Below are 25,126 nucleotides of genomic sequence, written 5' to 3'. Positions count from 1 at the left end.
CTAAACTGTTAAAGCTGAACTAATCAATAAAAAGCGTAAGCAGGTCATTCAGATAACGGGCACCTTTATCAGTAATTTGCCAGTGCTGACCCGTATCCAGCAGCAGTTGCTGTGTTACTGCGGTATCAATGGCAGGTGCTATACCACTGACCGGCAAACCGGTATAGGCCGTAAAGTCCGAATGCGGGCAGGGCTCCAGTAAGCGAAACCGGTTCATAAAAAATTCAAAGGGTCTGTCTTCAGCAGGCACTTGCTCTTTGCTGTCAAGATAACCGCGACTGATATCCATATAGCCCTTCGGATGTTTAATTTTAACCGTGCGTATAATGGCATTGCGGGTTGCTAAGGTTATTTTGCCATGAGCGCCGCAGCCAATTCCCAGATAATCGCCGTAACGCCAGTAATTCAGGTTGTGCCGGCACTGATGCCCGGGTTTGGCGTAAGCTGAAATTTCATACTGCTGATAACCGTGTTGCTGCAACAATGCCAAACCCTGCTGCTGGATGTCCCACAGTGTATCATCAGCGGGTAATACCGGCGGACGCGAGGCAAACGCCGTGTTGGGTTCTATAGTTAACTGATACCAGGATAAATGCGGTGGTGCCAGCGCAATGGCCTGGCGCAAATCGGCCAGGGCGCCGTTAATATCTTGCCCGGGCAAACCGTGCATTAAATCGAGATTATAGCTACCAAGGGGCAAGCTGCTGGCCAGTTTAGCGGCCCGGATAGCTTCGTCACAATCGTGAATACGCCCCAGGGCTTTTAATTGTGCGGTCTGAAAGCTTTGCACGCCAATAGAAAAACGGGTTACCCCGGCGCTGACATAACCGGCAAACCGGTCTGCTTCAACAGTGCCGGGGTTAGCCTCCATTGTTACTTCCATATCCTCGTTGCAGTTTAAGCGTTGCTTAACCCCCTCGAGGATCCGGCTGATGCCGGCTGCGGAAAATACACTGGGCGTACCGCCACCAATAAAAATGCTGCTTACCGGGCGCTGGCCTACCAGCTGCAAATCCTGGTCTAAATCGGCCAACAAATGGGCAATGTATTCCTGCTCCGGTATGCCTTGTTTCACCGCATGCGAATTAAAATCACAATACGGGCATTTTTGAATACACCAGGGAATATGAATGTACAGCGACAGCGGTGGTAACTGCAGGCTCACTTAACCTGCCTGCTGGGGCTTTAAAAGTGCTATCAGCTGGCGCAATGCCTGGCCCCGGTGGCTGAGCGAGGCTTTTTGCTCTTTACTCAGCTCGGCAGCACTGACTGAGTGGCCAGCCGGAATAAATACCGGGTCGTAACCAAAGCCACCATCACCCCGGACTGTCTCGCTGATTTTGCCCTGCCAGATCCCGTGACAAACCAGCGGGGTAGGGTCACTGGCATGGCGCAGATACACCAGGACACAATGAAACTGGGCACTGCGTTCATGCGCTGGAATGCCATGCATCTCGTGTAATAATTTGCTGATATTATTGCTATCGGTTGCCGCTTCACCACTGTAACGCGCCGAGTAAATACCGGGCTCACCGCCCAGCGCATCAACAGCAATACCGGAATCATCGGCAATGGCAGGTAAGCCCGTTACCAATGAGGCATGGCGGGCTTTTATAATGGCATTTTCAATAAACGTGAGGCCGGTCTCATCAGCGTCTGACACACCCAGTTCCTGCTGCGGTACTATTTGTAACTGATAAGGTAAAAGTAGGGCACTAAGCTCAGTTATTTTACCTTTGTTTGAACTGGCAAGAACTAGTTTTTGCATGTCTTCCGGGCTTTAATAATGGTTAAATGTTAATCGACAAAAAACGTATGACTGAATGTCAGCTGCTGTTGCTGATTTCCCTGGCCAATATTGATAGTAAAATTATACAGCTGTTCATTCTGATAAGGTACCGTTGCCAGATAATAAACTGCATCGCCTTCCACTACCTGATTAAACTCCAGCTCGCGCTGCCGGCCAAACAAGTCTTTTGCTATACCGCTAATTGCTACTTGTTGTGCTTGCTGGCTGGCGCTGTCCAGTATTGAAATATTGATAACGCCGTTAAATTTGCTACGTTGGATCTCATTCTCAACGGCTATTTCCGGCGTTAAAAAAGTGGCCGGAAAGGCGATGTAATGCACATCCCAATTACCCAGTTTCTTCATTTGTTCAGCATCAGCCTGGGTACTTACAAGTAACATCAACACACCAAAGAACAGTGCTAAATAACCTGAATTTTTCATATTTTTGCTCCTGTTACTATTGTTAGCTTGTTGCCCGCTCTCTGCAGGTGAGATTACAGGCCCCGGAAAATGTCGCTAAATAAAAGATTAATAAACTGAATAGCGATAATTAAAACAAACACCGATAAATCGAGGCCGCCCATTGGTGGTATTATTTTTCTAACCGGCCGCAGTAGGGGCTCTGTCAGTTGGTGCATCACCAGTTCTATCGGATTATTGCCCTGGCTGAACCAGCTTAATAATGCCCGGATAATTAAAATCCAGAACAACAGATTAAGCGTTTCTTTTAGCAGCACCAATAGTCCGCTGATAAAGGTCGCCGGTATCTGAATGCTGCCAACCAGCACCAATTGCAATACGATAAGTTTAGCTACCGCCACCAGATACGCCAACACGACCGTCGCTGTATCGAGTTTGCCGATGCTGGGAATTAACCGCCTTAACGGCAGCACCGCCGGATTAGTTACTTTGACAATAAACTGGCTGAACGGGTTGTAGAAGTCGGCTCTGGCCAACTGCAACCACGCTCGCAAAATAACCAGCATTAACAGTAAGTTAAAAGCAGTATTAATTAAAAACAGCATAGCCTGCATGATGGGCTCTCCGGCAACTTAAATTTGTTGTGCCATTTCTTCAGCACGTTTAATAGCGGCATACATGGCGTCGGCGACCATTTTTTCCAAGCCCTGATCAGCAAAGGTGGTCACTGCTTCATGGGTAGTACCGCCTTTCGACGTAACGTTGGCCCGCAACTGCGCAAAGCTTTCGTCGCTCTCTAATGCCATGGTCGCGGCACCCAGTGCTGTTTTCGCGACCATAGCTTTGGCTTGTTCCGGTGCAAACCCGAGCTTTTCAGCCACCTGTTGCATCGACTGCATAAAGAAGAAGAAGTAAGCCGGTGAGCTGCCCGTGACGGCGATAATGTGGTTAATTTGCGCTTCCTGTTCCAGCCAGACATTCATGCCGGTGCCACTGAACATATGGTCAACAAAGGCGCGCTCATAGTTAGAGCAGCGGCTGGGGAACAGCCCGGTGACACCCTGGCCGACTAACGATGGAGTATTAGGCATGGCGCGGACTAATCTTACCTGACCCAGCCACTGCTCATAGCGTTTTACTTCAATACCCGCCGCTATGGTTACAAACAGCTTTTCCTGAATCTCAGGCGCACTTTGTAGCAGTTTCTCGCATAAATCCTGCATCATCTGCGGTTTTACTGCTAACACAATGATATCGGCTTTGGTTACTGCTTCAATGTTATCCAGGGTAGTATTGATACCGTAATCAGCAGCCAGAGCGGTTAACTTTGGCTGGCTGCGGTTTGCGGCAATAATATTCGCTGCCGGGTAGCCGGCATTTACCATGGCGGCAATGACACAGCGTGCCATATTGCCTGCGCCGATAAAGGCGACGGTGTTGTCATTCATTTCTTTCATAAGTCCTTGCGCCAAAAATTGCGGTGCCTAATCTTATCATAGTTGCGCCATATTGCAGAGCAAGCGGCCAGTCGTCTGACATGCCCATTGATAGTTCAGTTGCGCCAGGGTGTTGTTGTCGCAGCTTTTTTGACAGTTGTTGCATTGCGGCAAAGGCCCGTTCACTGTCCCCAGGGGCCGGTATAGCCATCAGCCCTCGTAACTGCAGTTGTGGTAACTTCGCCACAGCGGTCGCTAATTCAGGCAGCTGGGCGGCACTGATACCGGCTTTGCTATCTTCATCACTGATATTAATTTGCAGCAACACCTGCAAAGGCTTTTGCGAGGCAGGGCGCTGGGCTGACAAACGTTCAGCTATTTTTAAGCGGTCAATACTGTGCACCCAGCTGGCATGCTCTGCCACTAACCGGGTTTTATTTGATTGCAGTGGCCCGATAAAGTGCCACTCCAGCTCTGGCAGAGCAGTGAGTTGTTCAGCTTTACTGAGCAATTCTTGCGGATAGTTCTCGCCAAACTGGCGCTGACCTGCTTGATAGGCTGCAGTTATTGCGCTGACCGGTTTGGTTTTACTGACGGCGATAAGTTGCACACTTTGCGGATCGCGCTGAAGCTGGCGGCAATTTTCTGCAATGTTGTGATAGGCGGCGCTCAGTTGTTCTGCTATGTTATTCATATTTGTTGGCAAGTTGGAGTAGATATTGTCATGGATATTACCGAATTATTAGCCTTTAGTGTGGAACATAAAGCATCAGATTTACACCTTTCTGCTGGCGTACCGCCGCTTATCCGGGTTGATGGCGATGTTCGTAAACTTAATATACCGCCGCTGACTCATAAGGAAGTACATGCACTGGTGTACGAAATTATGACGGATAAACAACGTAAAGAATACGAAGAGAATCTCGAATCAGATTTTTCGTTCGAAGTGCCGAACCTGGCACGGTTCCGGGTTAATGCTTTTGTGCAGAACCGCGGCGCGTCAGCGGTATTCCGGACCATCCCCAGTGACGTACTTACCTTAGATGATTTGGGCGCGCCGGATATTTTCAAGACTATTTCTGAAAACCCACGTGGTCTGGTGCTGGTAACAGGCCCGACCGGTTCGGGTAAAAGTACCACCCTGGCGGCGATGGTTGATTATATTAATACCATGCGTCACGATCATATTTTAACCATTGAAGACCCGATAGAATTTGTCCATAACAACAAACTTTGTCTGGTGAACCAGCGCGAGGTGCACCGCGATACCCATAGCTTTAGCAATGCCTTGCGTTCTGCTTTACGGGAAGATCCAGACGTTATTCTGGTGGGTGAATTACGGGATTTGGAAACTATCCGGCTGGCGATGACAGCTGCCGAAACCGGTCACCTGGTTTTTGGTACTTTGCACACCACGTCTGCGCCTAAAACCATTGACCGGATTATCGACGTATTCCCGGGTGAAGAAAAAGATATGGTGCGTTCGATGTTGTCAGAATCGCTACGAGCCGTTATTTCACAAACGCTGCTGAAAAAAATTGGCGGTGGCCGGATAGCCGCCCATGAAATTATGGTTGGCGTGCCGGCTATCCGTAATTTAATCCGGGAAGACAAAATTGCCCAAATGTATTCTGTAATTCAAACGGGTGCCTCCCATGGTATGCAAACCATGGATCAGTGCCTGCTTAATCTGGTAAACCGTGGTTTAATTTCACAAAAAGATGCGCAAACCAAAGCTCAGGACAAAAACACCTTTGGCGCTATGGGCCGGATTTAGAGCCGTCTACTGTAATTGATAAATTGGAATTGACGGAATGGAACTGACAGATTTTTTAACAAAAATGGTAAAAATGGGTGCCTCTGATATGTTTGTCACTGCCGGTATGCCGGTAGCTGCAAAGATCAATGGTGAAATGACCCCTATTGATGATATACCGCTGACCGATGCGGCATCACTGGAGCTGGTGCTGGATGCGATGAATGAAAAGCAGCAGCACGAGTTTAATCACAGTAAAGAATGTAACTTTGCGATTGCCAACGATGCTGGCCGGTTCCGGATTTCTGCATTCTGGCAACGTGATCAGGCAGGAATGGTGGTACGACGCATTGTTACCACCATTCCAAGTGCAGATGAACTTGGCCTGCCACCCATTATGAAAGACATTATTATGTCAAAACGTGGCCTGGTGCTGTTTGTAGGTGGCACCGGTACCGGTAAGTCGACGTCACTGGCGGCATTATTGGGTTATCGGAATAAAAACTCCAAGGGCCACATTCTTACTATTGAAGATCCGATTGAATTTGTGCATGAGCACCAGAAAAGCCTGGTAACCCAGCGTGAAGTTGGCATCGACACCGAGTCATTTGAGGCCGCGCTGAAAAGCTCATTGCGTCAGGCTCCCGACGTTATTCTGATTGGTGAAATCCGTAGCCAGGACACCATGGAATATGCCTTGTCGTTTGCTGAAACCGGCCATTTGTGTATCGCTACCTTGCACGCCAATAATGCTAACCAGGCCATTGACCGGATAATGCATTTAGTACCAAAAGAAATGCATGACAAACTGCGCTTTGACTTGTCACTTAACTTACGGGCGATAGTGGCTCAGCAACTTATTCCTACTGCCGATGGCCAGGGCCGGGTTGCTGCAATAGAAGTGTTGCTGAATTCACCGCTGGTCGCAGATTTAATTGCCCGTGGTGAAGTGGGCGACATCAAGGCCGTAATGAGTAAATCCCGTGAGCTTGGCATGCAAACCTTTGATCAGGCATTGTATGATATGTATCAACGCGGTGATATCAGCTACGCCGATGCCATTCACCATGCTGATTCGCCCAACGATTTACGTCTGATGATAAAACTGCGTAACAATGAAACCAAAGGTGCCGGCTTCTTATCCGGCGTAACACTGGAAGGTTTTGAAAATAAAGACGATAAATAGTTTTTAGCTTGCGTCTATAAACAGCAGGCCGCTTTAATCAGGCGCCCTGCTGATAGCGTTTTTTTAGTATAAGAACCCGCTTGATATAGGCCTGCGTTTCGGCAAAAGGTGGTACCCCCTGATGCCGCCTGACATTACCTGGTCCGGCATTATAGGCTGCCAGACTAAGCGTTAAATCACCATTATATTGTTTAAGTAATTTCGCTAGGTAAGTACTACCACCCTGAATATTTTGCTCAGGCGATAGAGGGTCGCTAATGCCCAGCATTGCCGCTGTATCTGGCATCAACTGCATTAAACCAATAGCGCCCCGCTTCGATAAAGCTGATGGCTGAAAGGCTGACTCAGCATGAATAATTGCCCGGATCAGTGCGGGATCAAGTTTTTGCTCGAGTGCCACCCGATCAATGATTCGATTATAGGGCCGGACAAATAGAGGCGTTTTATACCAGTTGATACTTGAGTTGGGATCGCAGGCGAAACAATCAAAATGCAGCTGCTGATAAGGCCGGTTAAGCGGTCTTCGGTCTGAGAACAGCACTGTGCCATCAGCCTGATTTGATTTAAACACAGCGATACTATTAGCCGCCGTTGCTTTCGCTGTTGGCGATATTTTGGGTTGCTGCAGCGGCCGGGCTGAGTCAGGGCTTAGTTTCAGTTGGCGCTTAGGCTCGCTGCCGGCGTCAGTGCTTTGTTGCATAGCGCTAAGCAGCAACGGGCAAAGCAACACCCCCACCCAGCATGTTTTTGCAGCTAAACCTGACAATTGCTTTTATCCATCTGAAGCGTTATGTACCGTTAGATTGCCACTAAAATCCTATTCTGGTCAAATCTGTTAAGCCGCCCGGTCCTTTTTAAGTTGTCTGCTCAGAAAGAGTAGCAGCAATGCTACTGTCAGTAGCACCATTGGCAAACTGATGCTGCGCCACAGGCTGACATTAAGCCCGGGTAGCCAGAAAGCAGCGGCAACCACAGCTTTATCTGCAAGTTGGGCGGCGTAGTAGCTTATCGCTACAAAAGACAAGCCTTCCACTACCTGCTGTAATTTCAGTTGCTGCCGGGCTTTTTTATCCATTGACACCAACAGCTGCTGGTTTTGCTGCTCTAGCTTTAAGTTAATCCGGGTACGTAAAAGTTCCGTTGAGCGGCCAAGCCGGGCGCTGAGCGCTGTCTGTCGGAGCTGCACTGACTCGCTGGTCCGAAAGGCCGGTGTCAGCCGGCGTTCGGTAAAATCCTGCAGCGAAATCAAATCGCTGATCGCTGTTTCATCCAACGCTTTCAGCCTGTCCTGGGTAAGCTGATAGTAAGCGGCTGTTGCGGACAACCGGGAACTGGTCTCCGCTATTAAGTGCTCGGTCTGGGCGGCCAACTGACTAATCTGATTAAGTAGCCGCTCATCATTATCCCGCTCTTGCTCTATGCGCTGGGTAAGCCCGGATAATTGCTGCTCCAGACTATTCAGTTTATGTAAGGCCTGGCGCGCCACCGGCCAGCCTAACAACGACAGTTTACGGTAGTTTCCGAGGTCAAATAGCTGTTGGGCCAGCCGTCCCAGCCTGGCAGCGCTTAAGCCATAGTCAACCAATAGCAACCTGCCAGCCCCCTCTGCATGTTTCTGAAAGTCGGTCCAGATCCTGGCTTTTTCGTCGGCCAGCATGCTGCTGATACAGGTTTCATCGTTAAAATAGCGACTAATTTCTCCTTTGGCTGGCAGGGCTTTGGCAGGAATCACAGTTAGTTGTACCACCCGAAAAACCTGACCTGGTAATTCATCAAACCAGTCGCGACTGGGTAAAAAACTTAGCGGATCGTCAAACAGCGCGGGTGCTGTGCCGGGCAGAATAAAAGTGTAGCTCGAGAACTCGCCGTGACGCTCCCAGCGCAGTGTGCCGGCAAATAACGAGATATTCAGATCCTGATCGGTCTCGGTTAAATGAGCACCCTGTTGTTCAGCCTGTTGCTGCATCAGGCTGAATTCCAGCTGGCGTGACGCACTGGCTACGGTAAAAGTAAAATGACATAACCGGCAGGGCGCATTGAGTGCCGGAAAAGTCCGCTGTCGAAGTTCTTTGTCCAGTACATCCCGCAATGGATGATTACGTAAGGTCAGTTTGCTCATAGTCATGTCCTCAATCGCAGAAAACCGTAAAGGCAATAAGTCGGTTAGCGTAGAATAAGCAGATCCTGTGCCAGTTGGTTGCCGGCCAAATCTTTAGCTGCAGCTTGCACCTAACTCATTACAATGGTTTGAATTATCTGTGACGCTTTGGCTGAATAGGCTGGTTAAAGCCGCAATAAGCTTGTACTAAAACAACGCATGCTGCTGCAAGATGGGGCAGTGTCGGGTAATATTAGCCCCTTGCTTCTATGTATGATCCGGACTGCTGCTATGGCGCGCACCTTTAATAAAACCTTATTGCTGGCAATTTGCAGCGTGCTGTTGGCAATGGTCACCATTCAAAGCGGAGCCTCACTGGCTAAGCAGCTTTTTCCATTAATTGGACCAGACGGTACCACTGCGTTGCGCCTTGGCTTCTCTGCCATGGTGTTGTGGCTGGTATTCCGGCCCTGGCGGGCGTTGCCGGTGGGCCGTGACTGGCAGGCCATTATTATTTATGGCCTGTGCCTGGGCGGCATGAATATTTTGTTTTATCTGGCGATAGCCCGTATTCCGCTGGGAATCGGGGTAGCGCTGGAGTTTACCGGGCCATTGGCGATAGCCTTACTGGCCTCCCGCCGTAAAAGGGATTTATTCTGGGTAGCTTGTGCTATCGCCGGCATATTGCTGCTGTTGCCGGACATGCGCGGTGCAGATGCGCTAGATCCCGTTGGCGTAATACTGGCCCTGGCAGCAGGTGCCTGCTGGGCTGGTTATATTTTATTTGGCAAAAAAACCGGCTCTCAAGCATCGGGTGGTATTACTGTAGCGCTGGGGATGACTGTCGCAGCGCTGGTGCTGGTGCCGCTTGGCGCAGTGACGCAGGGCATGGCATTACTCAGCTGGCAGGTGCTGCCGCTCGGATTACTGGTAGGCGTATTATCCAGTGCCATTCCGTACTCATTGGAAATGGTGGCGCTACGTCATATGACGTCGCAAAACTTCAGTGTATTTATGAGTATGGAGCCCGCTATCGCGGCGCTGGCTGGCTTTCTTATTCTGGCGGAGTTACTAACATTGTGGCAATGGCTGGCGATTTTACTGGTCATTACGGCGTCGCTTGGCAGCTCATTAACGGCCGGCAGAGCGGAAAAAGCCCCGCCGGTCATTTCGGAACACTAAGCAGCGCAATGGTGCAAAGCACTGCTTTGGAATCGCCAGTTACATTTTTGGCATGATAACGCTGTCCAGTACATGGATTACGCCATTACTGGTTTTAATATCAGTAGCGATAACTTCCGCACCGTTGACATAGACTTTGCCCATTTTTACTTCAATAGCAATATCCTGACCCTGCACGGTAGTGGCAGAATCCATTTTAACCACATCTGCGGCCATTACGTTACCGGCTACTACGTGGTAGGTTAATACCTTGGTTAATGCGGCTTTATCAGCAACCAATGCGTTTAGATCAGCCGCTGGAATTTTCGCAAAAGCCGCATCGTTCGGGGCAAATACGGTGAACGGGCCTTCGCCTTTTAACGTGTCGACCAAATCGGCAGCTTTAACTGCTGTAACTAAAGTAGTGAAATCGCCGGCAGCAACCGCTGTATCGACAATATCGGCAGATTTTTTATGATTGTGCGCCTGCACAGTCAGCATTAACGAAGCGAGCAACAGCGAACCGGTAAGTAGTTGTGAGACTTTCATGATGTTTCCTTCTGTTACATTTTTCAGGACAAAGTTGTCGCAACTAATAACGCCCTAACCAACCAAAGCGATCAGTTTGTTCATAAAAAAGCCCGTCAACTTGCGCTGACGGGCTTATTAAATGTTGCTGATTGGCAGTTACCGACCTGCAATAACCTGGTTCACGTTACTACCTTTCAGCTTTGGGCTGGCTCAGCTGCGCCAGAGGCTTCAGGTTGTAACTGATAATCTCGCGCCAGCAGTAAATACATTGCTGGCACAACATACAGGGTAAATAAGGTCCCTATGGTCATGCCACTGGCAATCACCAGTCCCATCGCGTAGCGCGAGCCAGCGCCGGCTCCGGTAGCAATAAGTAGCGGGATCATTGCCAGGACTGTGGCCGCGGTGGTCATTAAAATAGGCCTTAAGCGAATTGAGGTCGCCTCTTCAATGGCGTCACGCTTGCTGCGTCCGTCCAGTTGTAACTGATTGGCAAACTCAACGATTAAAATACCATGCTTAGCAATAAGACCTACCAGGGTGAGTAAGCCCACCTGAGTATAAATATTGATACTGGTAAAGCCTAAGCTGGTAAAGATTAATGCACCACAGACACTCATTGGTACTGTGACCATGATAATGATAGCGTTTTTAAACGATTCGAATTGCGCTGCCAGGATCAGGAATATTACAATCAATGCGAAAAAGAAGGTAACGACCAATTGCTGGCCTTCGGCCTTAAATTGCCGCGACTGGCCAGCATAATCAACACTGAAGCCGGCAGGCATTACCTCCGCGGCTATCTGATCCAACACGGCCAGGGCATCGCCTAATGGCACACCAGGGCGTGGCACACCTGATATTTTCACTGCGTTAAGCTGCTGAAAACCTTTCAGCGCCTGGGGTTGGACCGACTCGGTTAAGCTAACCAGAGAGGATAGTGGCACCAGTTCGCCATCCCGGTTACGGGTGTAAAAGTCTTTTAGCTGCTCCGGGTTTAGCCGCTCACTGCGTGACACCTGAGGGATAACCCGGTACGAGCGATTGTCCAGGGCAAAGCGGCCGGCATCGGCCCCTGACATCATACTGCCCAGATCAGCGGCAATTTGCTGCATTGATACCCCCATCAGCGCGGCTTTTTCACGGTCGACCTGCACTGTCTGCCGCGGCCGGTTTATTTTCAGGTCACTGTCGACAAAAATAAACCGACCTGACGCCATTGCCCGGCCCAGGATTTCCTGCACCACGTCCTGCAAGGCAGCAAACGGCTGGGTTGAACCGACAATAAACTCGACCGGGGTACCACCGCCCGGTGACGGCAGGGAAGGCGGCACCAGCGCAAAGCTGTTAATGCCTGGCAGGTCTGCCATAAAGGGCTGAATATCCTGTTCCAGCACAGTTGCTGTGGTGCGTTCGCGCTGGTCCCAGGGCGCCAACACAAAGCCAGCGATGGCATTATTAGTGCTACCGGTACCATTAATAATAAAAATATTTTTTATCTCTGGTGCCACCGTACTGAGTTTATTCAGCTCGCTGGTATTTTTTTCCAGATAATCCAGGGTTGCAAAGCTGTCTGCTTCCAGAATAGAAAACACAAAGCCCTGGTCCTCAGGCGGCTCCAGTTCTGACGGGCTGGTAGTAAATAAAAAGTAGCAGGATACCAGCACGATAGCGCCGAACGTCAGGACTACCGGCAAATAGTTCAGGGTACCATGTAACTGCCGTTGATAGCCGCTACGCAGCTTGTCAAAGCGCTGATCCAACCAGTGTTCCAGCGAGTTTTCATTCTGCTCATCGCTTTGGTGTGCTTTTAAAATATAAGCACACATCACCGGTGACAGCGTCAGCGCCACCACACCGGACAAAATAACCGATGCAGCCAGGGTAAAGGCAAACTCAACAAATAACACCCCGGTTAGCCCGCCGACAAAGCCAATAGGTAAAAATACCGCAACCAGGGTGGTAGACATGGTGATAATGGGCCAGGCCAGTTCGCGGGCACCCAGTATGGCGGCATTGATGCGTGACTTACCCTGTTCGATGTGGCGGTGAATGTTCTCCAGCATAATAATGGCATCGTCTACCACAATGCCGATCGCCAGTACCATTGCCAGTAAGGTTAACAGGTTTATCGTGAAACCGAGCAGCCACATTAAGAAGAAAGTACCAACTAATGATACCGGTATGGCCACCGCCGGAATAATAACGCTGCGCATCGAGCCTAAAAAGGCGTAAATGACCAGAATGACAATAACCAGCGCCAATACGATTGAAATAACCACTTCGTCGATAGCGTTTTCAATATATTCGGTAGAATCGTATGGAATATCGGCATCCAGCCCTTCTGGCAACTGTGGAATAATATCGCGGTCCCAGATTTTTCTTACCTCAGCTATTACGTCTAACGCATTGGCGTCTGGTGAGATTTCAATACCCATAAAGGTCGCAGCCAGCCCATTAAAGCTAACCGAGCTGTCGTAGCTTTCTGCACCTAACTCTACCGTTGCCACATCTTTTAACCGAACCAATGCTTCGCTATCGGCGCTTATTACTAAATCGGCGAACTCTTCAGCACTACGTAAGTCAGTTGCGGCATTTAAATCTACGGCTACCATCTGGCCTTTCGTCCGGCCCAGCGCCGCCAGGACATTGTTACTGCGCAGTGAGTTGCTGATATCAGAGCCGGTAATGCCAAATGCCGCCATCTTGGCCGGGTCCAGCCAGATACGCATGGCAAAGGTGCGGGCGCCAAGAATTTCCGCCCGTTGTACCCCAGGAATAGTGGCCAGTTGTGGCTCAATGACCCGTACCAGGTAGTCAGTGATTTGGTTATTGCCCAGCACTTCGGAATAAAACGACAGGTACATGGCCGCTGTGTCCTGGCCTACCTTCAGAGAAATAACCGGATCGCGGGCATTTTCCGGTAGCTCAGAGCGAACTTTATTCACCTGAGCTGCGATCTGGGTCAGTGCTTCATTCGGGTCGTAATCCAGCCGTAAAAACGCTTCAACGGTGCTGGAACCGGCGACAGAAGTTGAAACCAGATAGTCTATCCCCTCAGCGGAAGCTATTTCCCGCTCCAGTGGGGTAGTAATAAAGCCCTGAATAAGATCAGCATCAGCGCCGACATAAACAGTATTAACTGTCACGACCGCGTTCTGAATTTCCGGAAACTGCCGCACATTCATATCCATGATGGCGCGCAGGCCTAACAGGATAATAAACAAGCTGACGACCGATGCTAAAATCGGCTTTTTTATAAATACATCAGTAAAGCGCATTGTGGTCTGTCCTTACTGGTTAGCCGGTTCTGGATTGGGGTTTGCAGTCGGGGTTGCCTGTTGTTTGTCGCTGATTTTAACTTCAGCACCATTACGTAACTTCAGCAAGCCTGAGGTAGCAATCTTGTCGCCTGCGCTAAGGCCATCGGTAATGGCAATAACATCGCCACGGGTCTGGCCGGTACTGACAAATCGCTGATGGGCGGTAAGTTTGCCGTCGTTGTCGCGGATGACAAATACTGAATTGCCATAAGGATTAAACTGAATGGCGGTTTGCGGCACCAGAGTAACTTTTTTGCTCTGGCCCGTATCCATCTGCACCCGGGCAAACATACCTGGCCGCAATTTATGATCAGGGTTAGCAAAGGTTGCCTGCACTTCAACGCTCCGGCTGGACTGCCGCACTGCCGGCGCAATTGCGGTAATTTCACCGCTGAATTGCTGCTCGCCCCAGGCATCGACACTAACGGTTAATTGCTGGCCTTTGCTGATGCTGGCAAGTTGCTGCTCGGGCAGACTGAAATTCAGATATATAGGGTCAAGTGATTGTAACGACACGACGTTATCGCCGGGAGACACCAACTGGCCGAGGCTCACCTGCCGGATACCGGTAATGCCGTCAAAGGGGGCATGAATGGTCTTCTGAGCGATCCGTGCCTGCTGTGAGGCCACTGCAGCTTTTGCCTGAGCGGCTTCACTTTCCCGCCGGCGGACATCCAGCTCCGATACGCCTTTGTCGCGCAGTAAGGTTTGCAGCCGGTCCAGCTCAAGTTCTGCCAGTTTCTGTGCTGCTGCCAGGCGGGTTAAGTCTGCCTGGTCGACACTGTCATCCAGCATTAACAATAACTGGCCTTTGCGCACCTCACTGGCATTATCGAACTGAATACTGGTAATAATGCCGCTGGCTTCAGTGGAAAGCTCGGTACTGTTAACCGCAGCAAAATTGCCCACCGCGCTGACAAAAGGCAGCCACTGCGCAGTGGTAACCGTTGTGGCGGTAATAGTAGCAACCGGCATCGGCATAGTGTCAAAATACTGGTTCATAAAATAATTGCCAACTGCCTTATAACCGAAAATGCCGCCGAAAATCAGGCCGGCAACAATCAGCATCAGAAACATGCGCTTATACATGGATTCTCCTTATCAAATATCAGGGCTAAGTATAACTATTATTGCTGCCTTTATTTGTGAAATTTAGTAACACTATCTGTGTTGGTTTTAATGCTTATAACCGCAGAGTTAATAGTACTGACGACCTGCAGTTATGGTTTATCGTACACCACTGTTATTTGGCCAATTGCGTTAAATAAAACAGAATATCCACATTAAACGTGATCCAGCTTCAGGCAGGACGGTAAAATTTTCGCTATACCTGTATCAGGGTGCTGATGTTAGCCCGACTATTATTATAACCGGACAAGGAGTTATTTTTATGACCATTACGACCGTTGCCGAACTAATGACAGCAGACCCTCTATGCGTGCTTCGTAGCGCCAGTCTGAAAGATGCTCATGATTTAATGCGCCAGAAAAACGTGCGGCATATTCCGGTAATTGACGCTAATGGCGAGCTGGTTGGGATGCTAACCCAGAAAATAATGATCGCTAAGGTGATGGGGCTAATGGCTCAGTATGGCGCTGTGGCATTAGAACGCAAAGAAAAACAGCTGTTGGTAAGCGAGTTAATGGCGACTGATTTTGCAGCTGTCAACGCTGAACAATCGCTCTCTGATGTCGCTGACTTTTTTGTGTCTAACCGTCATGGTTGCTTACCAGTAGTAGACAGTGCTAATAAGATTATTGGTATTTTAACCTCCTCGGACTTTGTCAGGTTGGCAGCGCGCTTGTTAAAAGCAAAGCCTCAGGGCTGATACCAGCAAAACTGATTTTTGCCGCGGCTCTTCGCCTGGTACATTGCCGCGTCTGCCTGGCGTAGCAATAAGTCGGCAGCTGTCTGTTCGCCACTGAACAGCACCAGGCCAATACTGCTATTGCAACAGTGGCTTAGCTTTTTTTCTTTATCAATCATCAGTGGTTCACTAATAGTTGCTGCTATTTTAATTGCGACCTGTTCGGCACGTTGCCTGCAATTTGCTTTGTTACTGGCAATCTCATGTAAAACAACAATAAATTCATCGCCACCAAACCTGGCTACGGTATCGGCTTCCCGTACCACCTGACCAATACGCTCTCCCACCTGACAAAGCACCTGATCACCGGTTTTATGACCATATAAATCATTTACCGGTTTGAAATTGTCCAAATCAATAAACATCATGGCGCAATAATTTTTACTGCGTTTGCTGTTTACAATAGCGTGGTGCAAACGTTCCTCCAGTAAGCGTCGGTTGGGCAGCCCGGTTAAATCATCGTAAAACGCCAACCGGCGAATTTTTTCTGCCGACACGCTGCGGTCGATTGCCAACTCGGCCAGATTACTGTATCTGGTAATTTGCTGACGTTGGCTGGCAGTGGGTTGGCAAGGTTCGCTATGATAAATACCAAAAGTACCCAGTACTTTGCCTTCGGCGTTTTTTATCGGCTGCGACCAGCAGGCGGCCAGATTGGCGGCCTGGGTTAACTCCAGAAAGGGCTGCCAGTAAGGATGGCTGTTAATGTCTTCGACGATTACCGGCTCACCGGTGTAAGCCGCTGTGCCGCAAGACCCCTGGCCGATACCAATGGCCAGATTATCTACTGCCTCATTATAGAAATCAGGCAGGGAGGGCGCCGCACCGTGCCGCAAATGCTGGCCGGTTGGATCCAACAACAATACTGAGCAGCGCATGCCCGGGTGCAGTAATTCAATTTGCCTGACCATACAAGTTAAAATGTCGGTTAGCCCCGCCCCCTGACTTATCTGGCTTAGAATCAGATTTTGTAGCTCAAGTTCCTGCGTGCGCTCGGCAATCTGTTGCTCAACGGTATTAACGGTATGGGCATAGCGTTTATTGGCCATGCTAAGCTCGGCAATTTGTTGTGCCAGTGAGGTCAGTAAATTTAATAGCGCGGGAAGTTTTTCTTCTGCCACTATTGGCACTTCTGCTATCGCACTGAGGTATTCCTGTTCACTGAATCCAAGTTCCTGCCCCTGGGAGGTAAAGAATGCTAAATCGGGTTCAGTCAGAAAGAATTGGCCAATAAATAAATTAGCGAGATGAACATCATCGACAATAAGTGGCGTTGAGCAGTCAGTTAAGCCATTGCCACATTTGTACAACGCGTAATTGCTGCCTTGCTGTAACTGGCTTGCTAAGTCTATGTCGCTCTCGTGGCAGCGCTGGCGGCTGGTTTTATTTACCCGGTGAAACTGAATACAGGCGCGTTGCCATTTCGATGATGCGAGTATTTTGCCGTCTAACCCCACCAAAGCAATAGCGATCCCCATCGCGTCAAGAAAGTGATCAAACAAGCTGTTTAAACGGGAAAAGTCTATTTCTGCTGCGAGATTGCTGGCGGCATTGTCAGGGGCTGAACGCTGTGATTTGTTCCAGTCAGCGGCCAGAGGATCAAGCATTTGAATTAAGCTGGATTCTTTAAGCAAATACTTACTATGTTTAGCCATTGAATCTTAATTTTAGTTGTCATAATTGAGATTAACCAGTTTTAAGCAAACTTTACTATAAAAAAACCTCTGCCAGGCAGAGGTTTTTTACAAAGATAAAGATACAGTAATGGCGGTTTACCCGCCCAGCTGGCTATTGAACGCCGATTTCCTTCAACAGTGCCGTTGCTTTATCTACCTGTTGCATTTGCCATAGCATAAAGCGATGGTCTACCTGAATAGAACGGGTGTTAGCCGGATTATAATCCCAGTCTGAGATGATTGAATCCAGCGTACCATCAAACGCCAGGCCGACAAATTCGCCTTTGCTGTTTAAAATTGCTGAACCTGAATTGCCGCCGGTAATATCCAGGGTAGCCAGATAGTTCACTGGCACTGAATTCAGGCCAGGCTCCAGATAACGCCCGTAGTTTTTGGCTTTTATTGCCGCAAGTTGCTCGGCTGGCGCATTAAACTCACCTTCACCCGTCGCTTTGGCAGTAATACCGCGCAGGGTGGTAAATGGCGCCCAGGCGTTGCCGTCTTCGTTACCATGCGCCCGGCCTTTTACATTACCGTAGGTAACTCGCAACGTGCTGTTAGCGTCCGGATAAACAGCTTTCCCTTGCGCTTGCATAAAGGCCATCTTTGCCCGCATGTAACTGGCATAGGCCTGTTGGATCTTGCCGCCAAGTTCTTCCTCTTCCGCTTCCTGTTTTAAGTCAGCCTTGTACAAGGCAACTGCAGCGCTCACGAATGGATCGGCACTCTGGCTAAATTGCGCTGGTGTGCTGTCAATTAATGCTGTCCGGTTACTTAACTCAGTCAAACCAGTATTGGCGTACCAGCTATCAATAAGCGCTGCCAGTTCACTGTTGCTCATGCTACCTTTAATACCGAGAGCGCTGTCAAAGTCGGCATTGCGCTGTTTTTTCGGCAGGGCAACGTACTTCGTCAGATTATGTAAATCCAGTGCTTTTTCAACGCTGACATCAAAGTTGCGTTCCATGCCGGCGACAAAAGCTTTAAAGCGTGGGATATCCCGTTGCTGATAACCGGCTTTGCGCTCGGTGTCAGGCTTGGTACTTTCCTGTGCTAAACGGTATAAATAGCGGGATACAGTTAGTAAGCGTGGCGTAGCGTTGTTAAGGGCATAATCGGCACGGGCTTTAAGATGTTGTTCGGCTAATAGTTTGTCAATGGTTATCAGGTCTTTGGCGTAAGCTTTTTTGTTATCACGACTGCTGTTAACCCATGAAGTCAGGGCCTGATGCTCAGCTGTTTTCCGTTGTAGAAAGTCACTTTCTGCAAAGCTGTCGAGCATACCCTGACGGTTTTTCATGTAATTGTTAAGGCCCGCCACTCTGCTGGCGTATTTAAGCTCAGCATCTTTGTTGGTTGACGTCACCCGGTCAATGATTGCCAGCGTGTCTTTAAACTGTTGTACGGTATTAGGGTAGCTCCACTCAAAGGTTTCACTTACTTCTGAGGGTAGCCGATGACGGTTAGTCCGGCCCGGGTAACCCAGCGCCATAACAAAATCACCCTCTTCTAAACCTTTGGCTGCCAGCTTAAGGTAATGGTCTGGCTTATAAGGAACATTGTCTTGATGGTAATCAGCAGACTTACCATCCGGGCTTACATAGGCCCGTAAAAAGCCATAATCGCCGGTATGACGGGGCCACATCCAGTTGTCAGTGTCGCCACCGAATTTGCCCACACCCTCTGCCGGGGCATGCACCAGCCGCACGTCCTTAATTTCCAGCTGTTTAATCAGGTAATATTCCAGGCTACCGTAATAAGCGGCTACCCGGCAGCGGTGGCCTTCATCCTGCTCACACTCCGCTATTAATTTTTTCTGGTTTACTTCTATTGCGTCAATCCGTTTTTTGCCGCTCAGTTTGGCGGTTGCTGCGTCAATAACTTGCGTCGTGACATTATCTACAGCTTTGGTGACATATACCCGACTGCCTGGGGCTGCAGGAACTTCGTCAGCCATTTTTGATGCCAGAAAGCCGTTGGCAAGTAAATCGTTTTCGGGGGTGGAATTGTGGGCAATACTGTTATAAACACAGTGATGATTGGTAACGACCAGTCCTTCAGGCGATACAAATGATGCAGAGCATCCTCCCAGACTGACGATCGCCGCCATCGGAAATTCAGTAAGTTTGGTCAGGTTTGCCGGGTTCAGCGCTAAGCCAGCAGTTTCTAATTCTGCGGCAATATCAGGCAGCTGCTGCGGCATCCACATGCCCTCATCAGCCATTGCCATGCTACTGGCAAGCGCCAGTAATAACAGGGATCTTTTCATAATAACTCTTATTCTACGTTGTAGCGTATTATACGCGGGTCGACGCTATACTCGGTGTCAGCAAACATCTTGTCAAGACACTGGCAACCTGTGCACCACTATAATCAGCTAGCTATCGGGTTTTGTGCGGCGGGGTGTCACTGAACCACTTTTCTATGGTTAGCCGTACTAATTTAGGCTGATCTTAAGTTAACCGTGTTTTTTTTGTTCTGAGACAAATAAATTTGCTTAAAAGTTATGCCAATTTTGCCGGTTATAGCCTACGCTCTATTTGGCAATGATAAAAATAATCAATGGTTTCATTCCGGTAATATACTATATAAGCAGCTGATGATGTATGAAGCCGCCAATATAGTTCAGCGAGGTAATAATGAGAAAAAGTTTGTTAGCCCTGTCATTCGCAGTTGCTTTGGTTCCGGCTACTGCATACTCCAATACCACTATCAACGGTTTCGCTTCAATCAAAGCGGGTATCACCACCGGCAGCGATGAGCAATTGTACGGCTATGACGACACCCTGGATTTTAAAAATGAAAGCCTGATTGCACTGCAGGTTAAATCAGATTTGGGCGAAAAGTTATCGGTTACTGCGCAGTTGCTTGGGCGGGGCAGGGATGATTTTGATGTTGGTTTTGAATGGGCGTTTATCAGCTATCAGCTCAGCGACAATATGACGATTAACGCCGGAAGACTGCGTACGCCTTTTTATAAGTATTCTGATTTTAAGGATGTTGGCTACGCCTACGACTGGTTGCGGGTGCCGCAAGGCGTTTATGGCCTGGGTTTTGACACTATTGAGGGGTTAACATTTTATCGCACCGCGCAGCTGGGCAATGTCGATTCTACCTTGCAACTTATTTTTGGTGGTTATGATGGTAACGCCAGCCTGAGCGGCGCTCAGGTCAGTGCTCAGATTGACAATATTGCCGGGATAACCTGGGAGCTGGCGAAAGACTCTTTCAGCGCCCGCTTCGCCTATTTAACCGGTAAAACCAGTATTGATACCTCACCGGTAACTCTCGCGCCGGATTTTACTGTTGGTAATTTATATCAGGCCCTGACAGCAAATGGTCTGGCACCCATCGTGACGGCAATCGATATCGACGATGAAAGCTCTAACTTTATTGGTGTTGGCCTGACTTATGATGACAGTAACTGGATTGCGGTTGCTGAATATACCCGGGTTGAAGTAGAAAATAGCTTTATTTCTACCCAGAAAAACTGGTACGTGTCGTTGGGCAAACGTTTTGATAGCTTTACCCCTTATGTTTCCTATGAACGTGAAAATAATGATGCGGTGGTAAGCATTTACCAGCCGTATACTGCTGTATTACCACCGCAACTGCTGGTGCCGGTTCAGGGGCTGGTAGCCAGTCAGGAGCGGGATGCCAGCACCTGGAATGTTGGTGTTCGTTACGATTTTCATCCTTCCGCTGCTTTTAAAGCACAGTTTAGTTCTGAAGATAATGACACCACCGGCCAGCGTAACGGCGTACTGGCACTTGGTGTCGACTTGGTTTTTTAAGGAGCCTTTATGTTGAGCAGATACTTAGCCATTGTTTTACTCCTTGCAGCTTCTGGCGCCGTGATGCCAGTCGCCGCTGACATAGCTGTTATTGTGAACCCGGCCAACACCACAGCGCTGACTAATGATGAGCTGACCCGTCTTTATACTGGCCGTTCATCAGCACTGGCTGCGGTTAATATTGCAGAAAGCTCGCCATTACGTGGCCAGTTTGATGAAAAAGGAGTGGGTCGTTCTTCCGCTCAGTTAAAGGCCCATTGGTCTAAACTGGTATTTACCGGCAAAGGAACCCCACCTCTGGAATTAGCAACAGAAGCGGCGGTAATTGAGCATGTCGCACAGAACCCGAATGCTATTGGCTATGTTGATGCCACCAGCGTAACAGATGCAGTAAAAGTTGTCCTTACCCTGAACTAACTGCGGCATTGCAGGCAGTTTGCTGGTTGGCGTAAAAGAGTATTGTTATGAAAAATATGTCGATAGTGATGAAGATCTGGCTGGTTATCGGCCTGGCAGTAATTGCATTTTCAACGGTAGTGGCGGTCAGTGTGTTTTTTACAGCAAAAAATAACGCCACTACGCAAAGTATGCGGGACTACATGTATGAAACGTCTAAATTGGCGTCGCAGGTTCACTCAGGTTTTAATTCTCTGGATGAGTTTTTTACTCAGGCAGTGACCTTGTCAGATCCTGATTTACTGGCCACGGCGCAACAACACAGCAATAAGTTGCAACAGAACCTGGAACGGCTGAAAGCCCTTAACCCCCGCCAGCAGCAATTGCTGAATGATTTACAACAAGATGCCACCGATTATGCCAGCCTGGCTGGTGGCATTGCCCAGCAGTTCATAGATGGTAACGTCGACTTTGCCAAAATTCAGGCCAGTGTTGCTACTAAAACTGAGCAGTTTGAAAGTTTAAACACACGCTTTACTCAGTTTGAACAACAGGCTGATGAGCGCTTTTCCCAGGCAATTGAAGATATGTCCGATAATATGGACCTGGCATTAACCGTGATTCTGGCGCTCGGTAGTGTGCTGATACTGTTAACGGCGGGCCTTGGCCATTTTATTGCCAGTCGGATCAGCAACTCAGCCAGAACTTTGGGGGTTTCACTGGCAGAACTGGCCAGTGGAAAAGGCAATCTTGCCAGCCGTTTGCCGGTAACCGGTAATGATGAGCTGGGTGTCGTAGCTAAGCAGTTTAACTTGTTTATTCAAATGCTGCAGACGTCTTTTAACGATTTAGCCAAGACCATAGAGCCATTAAACCGCAGCGCCAAAGATCTTGCTTCAGGCATGAACAATATGGAGAAAATGACCCTGGAGCAGTCTGATAATTCAGAAACTGTCAGCCACAGCATGGCAGAGATGCAGTTGTCGGTGCAGGATATCAGTCAATCGGCCAATGATGCTGCCACCGGCGCAGGTAAAGCAAATGAGCTGGCGAAGCTGGGTTTGGACAAAACCAGCCATGCCGTGAAATACTCGCAGGGTTTGTCTGACGAAATTAAGCATGCTCAGGATGTTATCACCGAGTTGGCTGAGAAAACCAAAAATGTTACTGAAATTCTGAAAAGCATCAACGATATTGCTGATCAAACTAACTTACTGGCATTAAATGCGGCAATCGAAGCGGCCAGAGCAGGAGAACATGGCAGAGGTTTCTCAGTGGTTGCTGATGAAGTACGCAACCTATCGTCGAAAACAGCGAAATCCGTCACCATGGTGCAGGAAGTACTGCGGCAACTGAATGATAATGTCAGTGGTGCGGTCAGTATTATGAGCCAGGCAGTCAGTAATGCTGAACATTCAGCCAGTCTGGCCGCCGATGCCGGCACCTCGATCGAGCAAATTAATCAGGAAGTGCAGCAAATCAGCATGTTGAATGCGCAGATTGCTGCAGCCACGGAACAACAAACCATGGTTGCCGAGCAAATCGCCAGTAATACCGCTAAAATGATAGGATCATTTGCCCAAACTAAGAGCTTGCAGTTGAGTGTGCATGGTATTTCAGACGATTTACGGGTACTGTCCGAATCTCTGGTAACTGTCAGCTCGAAATTTGAGACCTGATTTTAACGCAACCCAGGTTGCAGAGAGGAACCACCATGAGTTCATTAATGAGTTCAGTAGACCAGAGAACCAATATCGTTGGTCAGAACCGTCTGGAATTACTGATTTTCCGTTTAACCGGGCAGCAACCTTATGGCATTAACGTGTTTAAGGTCAGAGAAGTCATTCAGTGCCCGCAATTAACCGATATGCCAGGTGCCAATGCTCATGTCCGCGGCATTGCCCACTTAAGGGGTATTCCGGTTACCGTTATCGACCTGAGCAAAGCAACGGGTGGTAAGGCAATCGAAGATCTGAGCAAAGCTTATATACTGGTTACCGAATATAATCGTGCAACACAAGGGTTTCTGGTAGGGGGGATTGACCGTATCGTTAATATTAACTGGGAGCAAATTATGCCCCCGCCGAAAGGCGCCGGACGTAATCACTACCTGACGGCAGTAACCCAACTGGACGATAAACTCATCCAGATACTGGATGTAGAAAAGGTGTTTGCTGAAATATCACCGCCAGATGAAGAAGTGAGCGAACAGATTAAGCAACGCAAATCAGAGCGCGACTTATCCAAACTGACTGTATTGGTTGCAGACGACTCAGCGGTAGCCCGTAACCAGGTGAAACGAGCATTAAGCTCAATTGGCATTAATGTTGAACTGGTGAATGATGGTCGTTTGGCATTAAACTGGTTGTTGGCAAAAGCTGAAGAACTGGGTGGCGATATCTCGGACCATGTACCACTGCTGATCTCTGATATTGAAATGCCGGAAATGGATGGCTACACCCTGACAGCTGAAGTGAAAGCGCATGAACATCTGAAAAATGTCCATATTGTGCTGCATTCATCGCTGAGCGGCGTATTTAACGAGGCGATGGTGAAAAAGGTTGGTGCGGATCAGTTTATTGCTAAGTTTCACCCGGATGAACTGGCCTCAGCGGTTCAGCACTGGATGGCTATAGATTAAATCTTGCTATCAAAATAGCGCCGCAAGGCGCTATTTTTTTGCAAATTATTCAGCGCATCGCTGCTAATTATGGCGTTGTTGTAATACTTTAATCACATCGTTTAATTCCAATTGCTGGCTGCGCAGCAGAACCAGTAGGTGAAATAGTAAATCTGCAGCTTCGTTAGCCAGCTCTTCCTTGTCGCCGGCCATCGCGGCCAGTGCCGATTCAACCCCTTCTTCGCCTACTTTCTGGGCGATGCGTTTGACACCTTTAGCAAACAGACTGGCAGTGTAGCTGCTGGCCGGATCGGCGCCTTCACGGCTTTGAATAACCTGTTCTAAATCATATAAAAAACTGAGCTGAGGGCTGTTGGCGGTGTTGTCGTGCCAGCAGGTTTCAGTGCCGACATGGCAGGTCGGGCCCTGTGGCTTGGCCAGTACTAAAATGCTATCGCTATCGCAGTCGCTGGCAATGCTGACCAGCTGCAGGGTATTACCAGAGCTTTCGCCTTTGGTCCACAGCCGCTGTTTGCTGCGACTGAAAAAAGTCACCTGGCCACTTTGTAGGGTATGCGCAAGTGCTTGCGGGTTCATATAACCCTGCATCAGTACTTTACCGGAAACGGCATGTTGCACTATTGCCGGCAGTAACTGGTTTTCGGGCCAGCTAAGCTGGCTGATTTGTTCTTGGTTCATAGGTAACCTTTATTTGTTGTTGTGGTTACGACGTGTGCGTTTGTCGGCTCTGAGGTTTAGCTGCACACAGAGACGCCGTAAATACATCCATGTAGGCTCCTCTGTGACATCCCTGCCACAGACGCTCTGTTTAGCAGCTAAGCCTCGTCGCTGGAGACACTCGCTTTGCGGATGGCACGAGCAGAGCAAGCGCGGATGTACTTTTTTCAGCGACCGTTGCAGGCCAGGCCGGACAAATTCGTCAGGAACGAATTTGAACAGCTCCGCTGGCCCGAAGGGTGAACTTCATGGATGAAGTTCATAACCGAGCCCCATGGACGGTTAATGGCGTGTCGCAGAAAAAAATGTACGCAGCGATTGCGCTTTCGAAGC

Annotated in this window: 22 protein-coding genes; 8 read left to right on the top strand and 14 right to left on the bottom strand. The window is 48.9% G+C overall.

Annotated features, from left to right (window positions below):
• Positions 1 to 19: 19 nt before the first annotated feature.
• The 6 genes from hemW to CRO03_RS04170 are packed head-to-tail and all read right to left on the bottom strand — an operon-like array spanning position 20 to position 4,341.
• Positions 20 to 1,165, bottom strand: coding sequence for a radical SAM family heme chaperone HemW (hemW, locus tag CRO03_RS04195; RefSeq protein WP_097110271.1), 1,146 nt, complete (start codon positions 1,163 to 1,165; stop codon positions 20 to 22).
• A complete protein-coding gene (gene rdgB, locus CRO03_RS04190; protein WP_097110270.1) occupies positions 1,166 to 1,768 on the bottom strand; it encodes an RdgB/HAM1 family non-canonical purine NTP pyrophosphatase in 603 nt (200 codons plus the stop codon).
• Between the two features lie 29 nt (positions 1,769 to 1,797).
• Positions 1,798 to 2,232: a DUF4426 domain-containing protein gene (locus CRO03_RS04185; RefSeq protein WP_097110269.1), complete on the bottom strand. Its 435-nt coding sequence runs from the start codon at positions 2,230 to 2,232 to the stop codon at positions 1,798 to 1,800.
• A 53-nt stretch (positions 2,233 to 2,285) separates the two neighbouring features.
• Entirely contained in the window at positions 2,286 to 2,825 is a 540-nt protein-coding gene (locus CRO03_RS04180) for a YggT family protein (protein WP_097110268.1), read from the bottom strand.
• An 18-nt stretch (positions 2,826 to 2,843) separates the two neighbouring features.
• Positions 2,844 to 3,668, bottom strand: coding sequence for a pyrroline-5-carboxylate reductase (gene proC / locus CRO03_RS04175; RefSeq protein ID WP_097110267.1), 825 nt, complete (start codon positions 3,666 to 3,668; stop codon positions 2,844 to 2,846).
• Positions 3,652 to 4,341, bottom strand: a complete 690-nt coding sequence (locus CRO03_RS04170; RefSeq protein WP_097110266.1) for a YggS family pyridoxal phosphate-dependent enzyme — start codon at positions 4,339 to 4,341, stop codon at positions 3,652 to 3,654. Before CRO03_RS04170 ends, proC begins: the two co-directional genes overlap by 17 nt.
• Before the next feature lie 30 nt (positions 4,342 to 4,371).
• Here CRO03_RS04170 and CRO03_RS04165 point away from each other — a divergent pair, with 30 nt between their 5' ends.
• Both CRO03_RS04165 and CRO03_RS04160 read left to right on the top strand, forming a co-directional pair.
• Positions 4,372 to 5,424, top strand: a complete 1,053-nt coding sequence (locus tag CRO03_RS04165; protein ID WP_097110265.1) for a type IV pilus twitching motility protein PilT — start codon at positions 4,372 to 4,374, stop codon at positions 5,422 to 5,424.
• 37 nt (positions 5,425 to 5,461) lie between these two features.
• Positions 5,462 to 6,589 (top strand): PilT/PilU family type 4a pilus ATPase, encoded by a 1,128-nt coding sequence (locus tag CRO03_RS04160; protein WP_097110264.1) that lies wholly within the window; start codon positions 5,462 to 5,464, stop codon positions 6,587 to 6,589.
• A gap of 37 nt (positions 6,590 to 6,626) precedes the next feature.
• Here CRO03_RS04160 and CRO03_RS04155 read toward each other — a convergent pair whose 3' ends face one another.
• Together CRO03_RS04155 and CRO03_RS04150 are read right to left on the bottom strand one after the other, a co-directional pair.
• Positions 6,627 to 7,355 (bottom strand): lytic transglycosylase domain-containing protein, encoded by a 729-nt coding sequence (locus CRO03_RS04155; protein WP_170948932.1) that lies wholly within the window; start codon positions 7,353 to 7,355, stop codon positions 6,627 to 6,629.
• 69 nt (positions 7,356 to 7,424) lie between these two features.
• The gene (locus CRO03_RS04150) at positions 7,425 to 8,708 is read right to left on the bottom strand and encodes a DUF3422 family protein (protein ID WP_097110262.1); all 1,284 of its coding nucleotides are present in this window, start codon (positions 8,706 to 8,708) and stop codon (positions 7,425 to 7,427) included.
• Positions 8,709 to 8,978: 270 nt separating this feature from the next.
• Between CRO03_RS04150 and CRO03_RS04145 the strand changes: the two genes are divergently transcribed.
• A complete protein-coding gene (locus CRO03_RS04145) occupies positions 8,979 to 9,869 on the top strand; it encodes an EamA family transporter (RefSeq protein WP_097110432.1) in 891 nt (296 codons plus the stop codon).
• A 39-nt stretch (positions 9,870 to 9,908) separates the two neighbouring features.
• On the opposite strand, the gene CRO03_RS04140 is transcribed toward CRO03_RS04145, so the two are convergent.
• The 3 genes from CRO03_RS04140 to CRO03_RS04130 form a co-directional block, all read right to left on the bottom strand.
• Complete coding sequence (locus tag CRO03_RS04140) at positions 9,909 to 10,397, bottom strand: fasciclin domain-containing protein (protein WP_097110261.1); 489 nt, start codon at positions 10,395 to 10,397, stop codon at positions 9,909 to 9,911.
• Positions 10,398 to 10,573: 176 nt separating this feature from the next.
• The gene (locus CRO03_RS04135) at positions 10,574 to 13,660 is read right to left on the bottom strand and encodes an efflux RND transporter permease subunit (protein WP_097110260.1); all 3,087 of its coding nucleotides are present in this window, start codon (positions 13,658 to 13,660) and stop codon (positions 10,574 to 10,576) included.
• Between the two features lie 12 nt (positions 13,661 to 13,672).
• Positions 13,673 to 14,791: an efflux RND transporter periplasmic adaptor subunit gene (locus CRO03_RS04130; protein ID WP_097110259.1), complete on the bottom strand. Its 1,119-nt coding sequence runs from the start codon at positions 14,789 to 14,791 to the stop codon at positions 13,673 to 13,675.
• Positions 14,792 to 15,092: 301 nt separating this feature from the next.
• Between CRO03_RS04130 and CRO03_RS04125 the strand changes: the two genes are divergently transcribed.
• Positions 15,093 to 15,530, top strand: a complete 438-nt coding sequence (locus tag CRO03_RS04125; RefSeq protein ID WP_097110258.1) for a CBS domain-containing protein — start codon at positions 15,093 to 15,095, stop codon at positions 15,528 to 15,530.
• Here CRO03_RS04125 and CRO03_RS04120 read toward each other — a convergent pair.
• Together CRO03_RS04120 and CRO03_RS04115 are read right to left on the bottom strand one after the other, a co-directional pair.
• A complete protein-coding gene (locus CRO03_RS04120; protein WP_245861440.1) occupies positions 15,521 to 17,176 on the bottom strand; it encodes a diguanylate cyclase domain-containing protein in 1,656 nt (551 codons plus the stop codon). The genes CRO03_RS04125 and CRO03_RS04120 overlap by 10 nt on opposite strands.
• Before the next feature lie 181 nt (positions 17,177 to 17,357).
• Complete coding sequence (locus CRO03_RS04115; protein WP_097110256.1) at positions 17,358 to 19,514, bottom strand: S46 family peptidase; 2,157 nt, start codon at positions 19,512 to 19,514, stop codon at positions 17,358 to 17,360.
• Positions 19,515 to 19,884: 370 nt separating this feature from the next.
• On the opposite strand from CRO03_RS04115, the gene CRO03_RS04110 reads away from it, so the two are divergent.
• Genes CRO03_RS04110 through CRO03_RS04095 form a run of 4 tightly spaced genes read left to right on the top strand, consistent with a single transcriptional unit; the run spans position 19,885 to position 24,076 of the window.
• A complete protein-coding gene (locus CRO03_RS04110; RefSeq protein ID WP_097110255.1) occupies positions 19,885 to 21,039 on the top strand; it encodes a porin in 1,155 nt (384 codons plus the stop codon).
• A 9-nt stretch (positions 21,040 to 21,048) separates the two neighbouring features.
• Positions 21,049 to 21,456, top strand: coding sequence for a type 2 periplasmic-binding domain-containing protein (locus CRO03_RS04105; protein ID WP_097110254.1), 408 nt, complete (start codon positions 21,049 to 21,051; stop codon positions 21,454 to 21,456).
• Positions 21,457 to 21,503: 47 nt separating this feature from the next.
• Entirely contained in the window at positions 21,504 to 23,114 is a 1,611-nt protein-coding gene (locus tag CRO03_RS04100) for a methyl-accepting chemotaxis protein (RefSeq protein ID WP_097110253.1), read from the top strand.
• Positions 23,115 to 23,149: 35 nt separating this feature from the next.
• Positions 23,150 to 24,076 (top strand): chemotaxis protein CheV, encoded by a 927-nt coding sequence (locus CRO03_RS04095; protein ID WP_097110252.1) that lies wholly within the window; start codon positions 23,150 to 23,152, stop codon positions 24,074 to 24,076.
• Between the two features lie 63 nt (positions 24,077 to 24,139).
• On the opposite strand, the gene hisIE is transcribed toward CRO03_RS04095, so the two are convergent.
• Positions 24,140 to 24,754 carry a bifunctional phosphoribosyl-AMP cyclohydrolase/phosphoribosyl-ATP diphosphatase HisIE gene (gene hisIE, locus CRO03_RS04090; RefSeq protein ID WP_097110251.1) on the bottom strand — a complete coding sequence of 205 codons (615 nt, stop codon included), beginning with the start codon at positions 24,752 to 24,754 and terminating at the stop codon, positions 24,140 to 24,142.
• Between the last annotated feature and the right edge of the window lie 372 nt (positions 24,755 to 25,126).

This window comes from Arsukibacterium tuosuense, assembly GCF_900215315.1.
GTDB lineage: Bacteria > Pseudomonadota > Gammaproteobacteria > Enterobacterales > Alteromonadaceae > Alishewanella > Alishewanella tuosuense.
The sequence above is the reverse complement of the archived record's forward strand: the minus strand, read 5'-3'. Positions and strand labels throughout refer to the sequence as shown.